This window comes from Paracoccus sp. (in: a-proteobacteria), assembly GCF_039808215.1.
Classification (GTDB): Bacteria; Pseudomonadota; Alphaproteobacteria; order Rhodobacterales; family Rhodobacteraceae; genus Paracoccus.
This window is the reverse complement of the sequence record NZ_JBDHSP010000089.1, coordinates 1-10,463: the sequence shown is the minus strand read 5'-3', so window position 1 is coordinate 10,463 and position 10,463 is coordinate 1. Positions and strand designations below refer to the sequence as shown.

10 protein-coding genes and 1 pseudogene are annotated in these 10,463 nt (G+C 67.6%); 4 read left to right on the top strand and 7 right to left on the bottom strand.

Annotated features, from left to right (window positions below):
• Positions 1 to 73: 73 nt before the first annotated feature.
• A pseudogene (locus WMK75_RS17005) lies at positions 74 to 525 on the bottom strand (transposase); the annotation flags it as partial.
• A 172-nt stretch (positions 526 to 697) separates the two neighbouring features.
• Here WMK75_RS17005 and WMK75_RS17000 point away from each other — a divergent pair.
• On the top strand, positions 698 to 1,399 hold the full coding sequence (locus WMK75_RS17000; RefSeq protein ID WP_347268780.1) for an SDR family NAD(P)-dependent oxidoreductase: 702 nt from the start codon (positions 698 to 700) through the stop codon (positions 1,397 to 1,399).
• Between the two features lie 24 nt (positions 1,400 to 1,423).
• On the opposite strand, the gene WMK75_RS16995 is transcribed toward WMK75_RS17000, so the two are convergent.
• From WMK75_RS16995 to WMK75_RS16985, 3 genes are all read right to left on the bottom strand, one after another.
• On the bottom strand, positions 1,424 to 2,296 hold the full coding sequence (locus tag WMK75_RS16995) for a patatin-like phospholipase family protein (protein WP_347268779.1): 873 nt from the start codon (positions 2,294 to 2,296) through the stop codon (positions 1,424 to 1,426).
• A 106-nt stretch (positions 2,297 to 2,402) separates the two neighbouring features.
• Entirely contained in the window at positions 2,403 to 2,858 is a 456-nt protein-coding gene (locus WMK75_RS16990) for a carboxymuconolactone decarboxylase family protein (protein ID WP_347268778.1), read from the bottom strand.
• A gap of 17 nt (positions 2,859 to 2,875) precedes the next feature.
• The gene (locus tag WMK75_RS16985) at positions 2,876 to 4,183 is read right to left on the bottom strand and encodes an alpha/beta hydrolase (RefSeq protein ID WP_347268777.1); all 1,308 of its coding nucleotides are present in this window, start codon (positions 4,181 to 4,183) and stop codon (positions 2,876 to 2,878) included.
• Positions 4,184 to 4,310: 127 nt separating this feature from the next.
• On the opposite strand from WMK75_RS16985, the gene WMK75_RS16980 reads away from it, so the two are divergent.
• Together WMK75_RS16980 and WMK75_RS16975 are read left to right on the top strand one after the other, a co-directional pair.
• A complete protein-coding gene (locus WMK75_RS16980; RefSeq protein WP_347268776.1) occupies positions 4,311 to 5,066 on the top strand; it encodes an alpha/beta fold hydrolase in 756 nt (251 codons plus the stop codon).
• 506 nt (positions 5,067 to 5,572) lie between these two features.
• Positions 5,573 to 5,905 carry a hypothetical protein gene (locus WMK75_RS16975; RefSeq protein ID WP_347268775.1) on the top strand — a complete coding sequence of 111 codons (333 nt, stop codon included), beginning with the start codon at positions 5,573 to 5,575 and terminating at the stop codon, positions 5,903 to 5,905.
• 121 nt (positions 5,906 to 6,026) lie between these two features.
• On the opposite strand, the gene WMK75_RS16970 is transcribed toward WMK75_RS16975, so the two are convergent.
• The 3 genes from WMK75_RS16970 to smpB all read right to left on the bottom strand — a co-directional run bounded on the left by WMK75_RS16970 (position 6,027) and on the right by smpB (position 8,613).
• Entirely contained in the window at positions 6,027 to 7,211 is a 1,185-nt protein-coding gene (locus WMK75_RS16970; protein ID WP_347268774.1) for an amino acid aminotransferase, read from the bottom strand.
• Positions 7,211 to 8,071, bottom strand: coding sequence for a 3-mercaptopyruvate sulfurtransferase (sseA, locus tag WMK75_RS16965; protein WP_347268773.1), 861 nt, complete (start codon positions 8,069 to 8,071; stop codon positions 7,211 to 7,213). The genes WMK75_RS16970 and sseA overlap by 1 nt, the downstream gene beginning before the upstream one ends.
• A 71-nt stretch (positions 8,072 to 8,142) precedes the next feature.
• Positions 8,143 to 8,613: an SsrA-binding protein SmpB gene (gene smpB, locus WMK75_RS16960; protein ID WP_347268781.1), complete on the bottom strand. Its 471-nt coding sequence runs from the start codon at positions 8,611 to 8,613 to the stop codon at positions 8,143 to 8,145.
• Positions 8,614 to 8,714: 101 nt separating this feature from the next.
• Between smpB and WMK75_RS16955 the strand changes: the two genes are divergently transcribed.
• Entirely contained in the window at positions 8,715 to 10,376 is a 1,662-nt protein-coding gene (locus tag WMK75_RS16955) for a thiamine pyrophosphate-binding protein (protein WP_347268772.1), read from the top strand.
• Positions 10,377 to 10,463 lie beyond the last annotated feature (87 nt).

The following is a 10,463-nucleotide window of genomic DNA, read 5'->3' as shown; positions in this document are numbered from 1 at the left end:
AAACTGGCGGCGTAGAAACCAACCCGATCCACCTTAGCCAAGCCGCCAAACTGTCTCACCAGGCGGCACCACCTCTCAGCGCCGTATCGGGCGCACGCTGGGACTGGTAGCGCACCATCTTCCGGTCCGCCCCGGCAATCTGGCACGCCCGCCGTTCCGACAGCCCAAGATGGGCCTTCCGATGCGCGACAGCCTCGCGCTTTACGGCGGGCCAATCGGCGGGAAAACAGTCCCCCGGACTGCCTTCTGATCCGCCTGATAACCATTTTTTGAGAGCAGTTCCTTCATTGCCGCCATGTCGAGCATTTGTTCCGCCAGCAATCGCTTCAGCCTGGCGTTCTCGTCTTCGAGCGCCTTCAGTCGCTTGGCATCCGGCACCGTCATCCCCGAATACTTCGCCTTCCAGGCATAAAACGTGCCTTCCGACATGCCGTGCTTACGGCACAGATCAGCGCACTTCGCGCCGGAATCATGCTCCTGCAAAATCCCGATAATCTGCTCATCGGTCCGTCGTGTCTTCCTCATCGTCGTCCGTCCTCTCGTTGGGCCGGACTCTAATCGCAAGTGGAGGAAAAATCCCGTGGCAGGTCAGCGCGACCAGGGCGTGCGGCCGCGCAGGCGGCGGCTTGCCCAAACCGGCGGTGCCGGCTTTACTGGCGCCAGGTCCCGACGCAAGGCAAAGGCTGACAGATTGTCCATGAACCCGCATCCCCTGTCCGGCCGGCATGTCGTGGTGACCGGCGGCACCGGCGCGCTGGGCCGGGTCGTCGTCGAGCGGCTGCTTGACGCCGGCGCAATCTGCCATCTTCCCGGCCATGGCAGCGGCGGCATTGCCGCGCCGGTCCGGGCGGGGCTGCATCCTGTCCCTGGCATCGAGCTGACCGATGAGGCGGCCGTGGCGGGGTTTTACGCGACTGTCCCCGAGCTTTGGGCCTCGGTTCATCTGGCGGGCGGCTTTGCCATGGCGCCCCTGGCCGGGACCGGGAAGGCCGCGTTCCAGCAGATGATCGGGGTGAATGCGCTGACCGCGTTCCTGTGCTGCCGTGCCGCCGCAGGCGCCATGCGCAGGACCGGCCGCGGCGGGCGCATGGTGAATGTCGCGGCCCGCCCGGCGCTCGAGCCGCGCAAGGGGGCGCAGATGGCGGCCTATGCGGCCAGCAAGGCCGCTGTCGCCGCGCTGACCCAGGCCCTGGCCGAAGAGCTGAAGGGCGAGCGGATCCTTGTCAATGCCATCGCGCCCTCGACCATCGACACGCCGGCCAATCGCGCCGCGATGCCCAAGGCGGATCCGGCCAACTGGCTGCGCCCCGAGGCGGCGGCCGAGGCGATCCTGCATCTGGTGTCGCCCGAGAACATGGAGATCAGCGGCGCCGTCCTGCCGCTTTATGCCCGCGCCTGACGCCCCGGGCCGGTGTGGTCGGCGTCAGCCTTGGGGGTGGCGATGCGCGTGGTGATGATGCGCGGCCAACTCGCGTCTGCGGGCCGGACGCGTCAGCCCGCCGCCCGCTATCCAGTCGCGCGTGCCCTGCCGCGCCCGCTCGATCAACGCCTGCGAGGCCGAGAAATCATAGGGCGACACCGCCAGCGGGCAGAGCGCCGGTGCCAGATGCACGGTGACGCCCTGCGGCATGGTCTCGATCTCATGCATCAGCTGCCAGGCGATCAGCAGCGTGACCGCATGCAGGATGCGCGCGATCACCCCCTGTGGCGGGTGCTCCAGCGCGCAGGCATAGCCGGTGGGCAGGACGACGATCCGCGACGCCCCCAGTTCGACCGCCGTGCGCAGCGGCGTATTGGCGGCGATCGCCCCATCCATCAGCGGCCTGCCGGCGATGGTCACCACGGGGAAGATGCCGGGCACGGCGGCGCTGGCCATCAGCGCATCGACCACCGGCCCCGCCGACAGGCGCACCGCGCTGCCCTGCTGGTCGGTGGCCATGACATGCAGCGGCAGGCGCGTGTCCTCGATGCGCTCGAACGACAGATGCCTTTCGATGAAGCGCCGCAGATGCGCGGGATCCACCATGCTGTCGGAGCGGCGCAGCACGCCCAGCAACCCGGCCAGCGAAAAGGGAAAGATGTCGACGCGCCGCAGGTCGCGCCAGATGCCCGCCAGACGGGCGAGCCCCTCCATGTCCGGGGCATTGGCAAACCAGGCGGCGTTCAGCGCCCCGACCGAGGAGCCAAGGACCAGATCCGGGCGCAGGCCCGCCTCGGTCAGCGCCATCAGCATGCCGACCTGCACCGCCCCCAGGCTGCCGCCTCCCGCCAGCACGAAGGCCGTGTCCCGCGTCATAGCGGCGCGCGCGCGCCGGGCCGGGGCTGTCGCCGCACCGCCTTGCCGGAACCTGACCTCATCTTGCTTTCCTCTTTGCCTTCGCCCCGGTGCGCGGCCGGCCCGGCTATGCCTGCGCCGGGCGCAGCGGATGCAGCGCATGAAAGCTGATGCTCAGCCGGTTCCAGGTGTTGATCACCCCCAGCGCGACGGTCAGCCTGACCAGTTCGCCCTCGCTGAACTGCGTCAGGGCCCGGGCGTAAAGCGCGTCCGGCACGCCATCCCTGGCGATCAGCGTCACGGCTTCGGTCCATTCAAAGGCCACGCGCTCGCGTTCGGTGAACAGGGGCGATTCCTTCCAGGCGGCGACCATGATCACCCGCTGCTGGCTGTCGCCGTCACGCAGCGCCTCATGCGCATGCATGTCCACGCAATAGGAGCAGCCATTGATCTGCGAGGCGCGCAGCTTGACCAGATGCAGCAGGCCCTTTTCCAGCCCGCAATCCTCGACCGCCTTGTTCAGCGCCAGCACCGCCTTCATCAGTTCTGGCGCCTGCGGAAAATAGTCGAGCCTTGCCTGCATGTCTGCCTCCACATTGCTCAGCCCGGCGCGGTCTTGCCCAAAAGAGCGGCCACGCCGGGGTTGTCGCCGATGGTCTTCAGGATCCCTTCCAGACGCTCGGGATAATCGGTCGGAAAGGTCCAGTAATGGGTGCCGCTATCCCCCTGCTCCTCATCCAGCCCGCGCGCACTGGCGGGCAGATGGCCAAGCAGCAGCAAGAGCACATCGCTGCTGACCCAGGGATCGTCATACCAGAAACTGTGCGAGGTGCGCGACAGGTTCTCCATGTTCTCTGGCCGGACGCGGATGATCTCGAGGTCGCTGTCGCGCGAGGCATCTAGCAGGAAACCGGTTTCCTCGGGGGTCAGTTCTTTCATGTCGGGGCGGCCGGCCCGGGAACTGCGGGTGACGGCCTGCGCCAGCCGCAGCGCGCTGTCGTTGAGGTTGACCGACACGGCCACGTCATCGGCGACGCCGATATAATCCTTCAGATCCGCGACGAAGGTCTGGAAATTGGCATCGGGCGCGGCGTGATAGACCTCGCCCAGCCGCAGCCCGGATTCTCCGGCCGCCACCGCCCTGCCGACAAGCGCCGCCCCTTCCGAACCCACCGTGCTGCCGGCGCTATAGGTGAAAAGGTCGATGGCCCGGGCGTCCGTGTGCTCGGAGAGCAGCGCCACCAGCCGCGCCAACTGCGGGGCGGCACCCAGCGCGGTCTGCAGGTCCTTGGGATAGCGCAGGAAATTCTCGGCCGTGGGCCAGGCGAACAGCACCACGACGGAATTGCGCCCGGTGAAATGCATCAGCTGCGCCGCCTGCCCGGCGGCGCGCTCGACGGTGGTATTGGCGCCATGGACATAGACGACGATGTCGCGATCGGGCGAGTCGGCAAGTGCGGCGTTCACCTGCTCAAGCCAGGCCAGCGCCTCGGGCGTGAGCTCTTCGTCCGAGACGATGGCATCCTCGCGCATCCGTTCCAGATTCAGGAAGGGCCGGTCGTCGTCATCGTCCGCGGTGGTGGAAAGCTGGTAAAGCCACTCCCATGTGCGGTCGGGCTCGCCGATGCGGATGGTGCTGACCCCCAGATGCAGATCGGTCGATGGCACGATCGTATAGGTGCGGTCCGCGGCGGGGCCGACCGGCAGGCGGTTGGTGGCGTAAAACACCTCCATCCGCGTATCCGCCGGAGGTTCGGGTTGCGCCGCAAAAAGATTGACGCCATCGCGCAAAAAGATCTGCGGCGCCGGCATCAGCCGCATGGGCGGGTGCTGCAAGGCGATATAGATGCCGGCGGCAATGGCCGTGACCAGAACCGCCCCGAGACCGTAGGCAAGATAGCGCCGCATGAAACCGTCCGATGATTGCTGCCGCGTCGAGGCTAGCCGACGCCCCGGTTCTTTACCAATGACATATGCGCGCGCCAGGCATGCTTTCCGGCTCGCCCGTCGCTCAAAAGCCGGCTAGGCTCGGCCCATGCGCAGACTGTTTCTTGCCCTGATTCTCGCGGCCCTTCCGGCCATTCCCTCAGCGTCCCATGCGGTGGACGACCCGCCCGCCAGCGACCAATGTGTGGTCCTGATGCATGGGCTTGGCCGCACCGAAGCCTCTTTTGTCGTGGTCGAGCAGGCCTTCGAGGCGCTTGGCTATCACGTGGTCAACCTGAACTACCCCTCGACCGAGGCGACGGTTCAGCAATTGCTGGGCCATGTCGATGGCGCCGTGGCTGAATGCGGCAAGCGGCGGGTGAATTTCGTCACCCATTCGATGGGCGGCATCCTGGCACGCGCCTGGCTGGCCAAGAACCGGCCCGAGAACATGGGCCGGGTGGTCATGCTTGCGCCGCCGAACCAGGGGTCCGAGATCGTCGATGCGCTTGGCGATCTGTCGCTTTACCGCTTCTTCACCGGGCCTGCCGGGTTGCAGCTGGGCACCGGGGCGAAAGAGCTGCCGCATCTGCTGGGCCCGGTCGATTTCGAACTGGGGGTGATTGCGGGCAACCGTTCCTTCAACCCGCTGCTGTCCTCGCTGATCGAGGGCGACAATGATGGCAAGGTCTCGGTGGCCAGCACGATGGTCGAGGGGATGAGCGACCATATCGTGCTGCCGGTTACTCACACCTGGCTGATGAACAACCCGCTGGTGATCGGCCAGACGGTCACATTCCTTGAGCACGGCCGGTTCGATCGGGACATGACGATGCGCGACATCCTGCGCCGGTTCACGCAATAGGCGGCCGGCTCCCGGGGGTTTACGCGATCCGCGGCTCTGCTGACGCCAGATGCTGGATGCGACGTTTTCATTGGTTGGCAGATGAAACGCCATGCGGGCGAATCGGTGCAGGATCAAAAGCCGTGAATTTCGCAGACACGCGCCTTCCCCGATCAGCTGGCCGAGGAAATGCCGTTCTCCATCCCGTGCATCCAGACCGGCCGCGGGCAGGGCGTTCCGACAACTATCGGGAAAGCTCTGGTCCTGAGGCTGAGGCAGGTCAGTCCCAGCCTTGCCCGCCGCGACAAGGGATTGCGCGTTGGTTGCGAAAAGCAGGTGATACGGCATAAGCTGTCGGTGGACGAGCCGGGCCCGTTCAGTGCAGGAACAGCCGCTCAGGACGGCGTTTCGGGAAAACGTCGTGCTGCGGACTTGCGTGGCAGACGCAGCCAGAATCTTGTCCCGCTGCAGCCGCTGGCGGTCCGCCGTCATCCTCCTGACCCGCCACCCCTTGCGAAAGCCCCAGCATGGACCGCACCGAATTCATCATCGCCACCTCGATCATCCTGTTCGCCGTGTTCCTGCTGGGCTGGTGCGCCAGCTGGCTGGTGCAGCGCCTGACCCGCGTCACCCATGCCGACATGGCTGAGCGCGACAGCATGGCGCGGCAGTTGCACGAGGCCGAGGAGACGCGCGACCGCGCCACCGCCGCGCTGCAGACGCGCGAGGCCGAACTGCTGGCCCGGCTTGCGCCGGCCGAGGCGGAATTGAGCGTGGCCAGGGACGAGCTGCGCCAAAGCCGGGCCGAGATCGAGGAGCTGCGCGGCTATATCGCCCGCAAGCTGGGCCGGCAGGGCTGAGGTGCCGGGCGCCGGGGTATCCGGCAAACGGACAGCACGGGGGCGCCGGGACAAAAGGGGCCGTGACATGGCACGACCGCCGGCGCGATGACCGGCGGCCGCGATCGTCTCTGGCCGGGGTTCAGACGCCGGCCTCGATGATGGCGCGGGCCAGAACCGGGATCGTGGCCTGGTTCAGCCCGGCGATATTGATGCGCGAATCGCCCACCATGTAGATGGCGAATTCGTCCTTGACGCGCCTGACCTGCTCGGGCGTGGCACCGAGGCGCGAGAACATGCCGCGGTGATGCGCCACGAAGTCGAAGCGGTCCGAGCCCGAGAGCGCGCGCAGCTCGCTGGTCAGCTGTTCGCGCAGTTTCAGCATGCCCGAGCGCACAGCCTCGAGCTCGGCCATCCAGTCGGCGCGCAGCTCGGGGGTGTTCAGCACCGTGGCGACGATCTTGGCGCCGTGAAAGGGCGGGAAGGAATAGGTCTGGCGGTTCAGGAAGGCCATGGCGCCCTGCGCCAGTTCCTGCGTCGCCGAATCGGTGCAAAGCGCCAGCAGGCAGCCCGTGCGTTCGCGGTAGATGCCGAAATTCTTGCTGCAGGAGGCCGCGACCAGCACCTCGGGAAGGTGCGAGGCGACCAGCCGGGTGCCGGCGGCGTCTTCCTCGAGCCCGTCGCCGAAGCCCTGATAGGCCAGGTCGATCAGCGGCAAGGCGCCGGTCCGCTCCAGGATGGTCGCCACCTCGGCCCATTGCGCCAGCGTCAGGTTGGCGCCGGTCGGGTTGTGGCAGCAGCCGTGCAGCAGCACCACGTCGCCCCTTTTCGCCGCCGAGATATCGGCCTTCAGGCCCTCGAAATCCACGCCGCGGGTGGCGGCGTCGAAATAGCGGTAGCTGGTGACCGGCAGGCCCATGAATTGCATGATCGAGACATGGTTGGGCCAGGTCGGGTCGCTGACAAAGACCCGAAGATCGGGGTTCGCCATGCGCGCCAGTTCCAGCGCCTGACGGATCGCCCCGGTGCCGCCGACGGTGGCCAGCGTCGCCGTGGTCTCGGGCCTGCGGCCCGGGCCCAGGATCAGATCGCCCATCGCCTGGTGGAAATCCGCCTCGCCCGACAGCGCCGAGTAGCTTTTCGTGGTCTCGGTTTCCAGCATCAGCCTTTCGGCGGCCAGCACGGCGCGCATGATCGGGGTGTGGCCGGTCGCATCCTTGTAGACGCCCACGCCGAGATCGATCTTGCCCTGGCGGGGATCGGCCCTGAACTCGCCCATCAGGGCCAGGATCTTGTCGGGGGACTGCGGTTTGAGATTGCCCAGCATCATGCGTCTCCGGTTGCGATTTTGAGGTCGGGGAAGCTGCCCCATTCGGCCCAGCTTCCGTCGTAAAGCGAATGGTCGCGGTGCCCGATGCGTTCCAGCGCCAGAAACAGCGAGGCCGCCGTCACCCCCGAGCCGCAGGTGGTGATGGCGGGTTTCGCCAGATCCACGCCCGCGGCCTGGAATTCGGCCTTCAGTTCGGCCACCGGCTTCAGCGTGCCGTCCTGGTTGTAGAGCTGGCCGAAGGGCAGGCTTTTCGCGCCCGGGATATGGCCCGAGCGCAGGCCGGGGCGCGGCTCGGGCACCTCGCCCAGAAAGCGCCGGGCGGGGCGGGCATCGATGATCTCGTGATCGCCCAGCTTGCTGGCGGCGGCGACCTGGGTCACGTCGCGCACCAGCCGCGCCTGGCGCTGCACGGTGATGTGGCGGTCGCGCAGCATCGGCGGCATGTCCTCGATGGCGCGGCCCTCGGCCTGCCATTTCGCCAGGCCGCCGTCCAGAACTGCGACATCGGCCTTGCCCATCAGCTTGAAGGTCCACCAGATGCGCGCCGCCGAGCGCATGGGCGAATTGTCATAGACCACGACCTGATGGCCGTCGCCGATGCCCATGGCGCGCATGCGCGAGATGAACATCTCGGGCTGCGGCGCCATATGCGGCAGGCCGCTGCGCGGGTCGGTGATCGCCTCGAGATCGAAGAACCGCGCGCCGGGGATATGCGCGGCCAGGTATTCGGCATGGGCGTCGCGGCCGGGCTCCAGAAACCAGGTGGCGTCGATCACCCGCAGGTCCGGGTCCTGCAGATGCGCCGCCAGCCATGCGGTCGAGACCAGAACTTTCGGATCGTCGGAATCGGTGGTCATCGCCCTGTCCTCCCGCGCAGAAACGAATTCCGATGTAGCCGCAGCGGACCGGGCCTGCAATGGCTGCCGGGCTAGCCCTGCTTCAGCAGCCGCTGTTTCTGGCGGTTCCAGTCGCGCTTGGCCGCAGTTTCGCGCTTGTCGGCGACCTTCTTGCCCTTGGCCACGCCGATCTTGATCTTTACCCGGCCGCGGTCGTTGAAATACATCACCAGCGGCACCAGCGTCATGCCCTCGCGCCCGACCGCCTGCCACAGCCGCGCCAGTTCCTTTTTCGACACCAGCAGCTTGCGCCGGCGCCGTTCCTCATGGCCAAAGACCCCGGCCTGCTTGTAGGCGGCGATGTAGGAATTGATCAGCCACAATTCGCCCTGTTCGACCGAGGCATAGCTTTCGGCGATGTTGGACTGGCCGGTGCGCAGGCTTTTCACCTCCGAGCCGGTCAGCATGATCCCCGCCTCGAGGTCGCTTTCGATGAAATAGTCGAAGCGTGCCCGGCGGTTCTCGGCGATGATCTTGTAATTGGGGTCGGATTTCGTGGCCATGGTCGGGCAGAGATAGGGCGGGCCGGTGCGCCTGTAAAGCCCGGCTTGCACCGCGGGCCAAGGCGCGACAGGCTGGGCGCAGGGCAGCAGGGGGCAGGGCGATGCGCCATGGCGGGCAGATTCTGGTCGATGCGCTGAAGGGCAATGGCACCTCACGGGTGTTCTCGGTGCCGGGGGAAAGCTTTCTGGCGGTGCTGGACGGGCTTTACGCCTCGGGCATCCAGAACGTCGTCTGCCGCCACGAGGGCGCGGCGGCGATGATGGCCGAGGCGCAGGGCAAGCTGACCGGGCGTCCGGGCATCGCCCTGGTCACGCGCGGGCCGGGGGCCACCAATGCCAGCGCCGGCGTGCATGTGGCGCGCCAGGATTCGACGCCGATGATCCTGTTCGTCGGCCAGATCGCACGCGGCGACCGTGACCGCGACGCCTTCCAGGAGGTGGACTTTCGCGCCATGTTCGGCCCCATCGCCAAATGGGTGGCCGAGATCGACCAGACCGAGCGCATCCCCGAATATCTGAGCCGCGCCTTTCACCTGGCGATGTCCGGTCGCCCCGGCCCGGTGGTGCTGGCCCTGCCCGAGGACATGATCTCGGCCCGGGCCGAGGTCGCGGATATTCCGGCACCCGCGCCGCCCCTGTCGGCGGTGGCGCCGCAATCGCTGGCGGCGCTGGCGCAGGCGCTGGCCGGGGCCGAGCGGCCGCTGGTGATCCCCGGCGGCACGCTCTGGTCGCAGGCGGCGGCCGACGATCTGGCGCGCCTTGCCGAGGGCTGGGGCCTGCCGGTCGCGGTACCCTTCCGCCGCCAGGGGCACATGGACAATGCGCATCCGAATTATGTGGGCGATCTGGGCGTCGGCATGAACCCGGCGCTGGGGCAGGCGCTGGCGCAGGCGGATTGCATCCTGTCGCTGGGCTCGCGCCTTGGCGACACGCTGACGCGCGGCTATGAGCTGATGGACCCGGTGCGGCCGCAGGCGCGGGTGATCCATGTCCATCCTTCGCCCGACGAACTGGGGCATCTTTGGCGACCCGATCCAGGGCTGGTGGCCGATCCGCGCGCCGTGGTCGCGGCGCTAGCCGATCTGGCGCCGCCGCGGCGCTGGGACGGCTGGAGCGCGCAGCTGCGCACCGCCTATGAGGACTGGCAGCAGCCCCGCCCGACCCCCGGTGCGCTGCGCCTGGAGGAGGTGGTGCGCTGGCTTTCGGACCACCTGCCGGCGGATGCGATCATCAGCAATGGCGCCGGCAATTACGCGGCCTTTCTGCACCGCTATTACCGCTTCCGCCGCTTTGGCAGCCAGCTGGCGCCGACTTCGGGTTCCATGGGCTACGGCTTGCCGGCGGCCATCGCCGCCCGGCTTGAGCATCCGGGCCGCACCGTGGTCTGCATGGCCGGCGACGGCTGCCTGCAGATGACCGCGAATGAGCTAGCGACCGCGGCCCAGCACGGCGCCGGCGTCATCGTCATCGTGGCCAACAACGGCCGCTACGGCACCATCCGCATGCATCAGGAACGCGCCTATCCCGGGCGCGTGTCCGGTACGGACCTGCACAATCCCGATTTCGCGGCGCTGGCGCGCGCGCATGGCGGCCATGGCGAGGTGGTGACGCGGCAAGAGGAATTTGCCCCCGCCTTCGCCCGGGCCGAGGCGGCGGGCCGGCTGGCGCTGCTCGAGCTGCGGCTCGACCCCGAGGCGCTCTCGACCGGCGCCACCCTGGCCGAGACCCGTGCCGCCGGCGAGGCGGCGCGCCGGCGCGCCTGAACCTAACAGGGGTAATCCTCCCCGAAAGTAAGGGGCTTCAAAAGTAGAATTTTCTCGGCATGATGCACGAGGAGATTTCTCATGAAG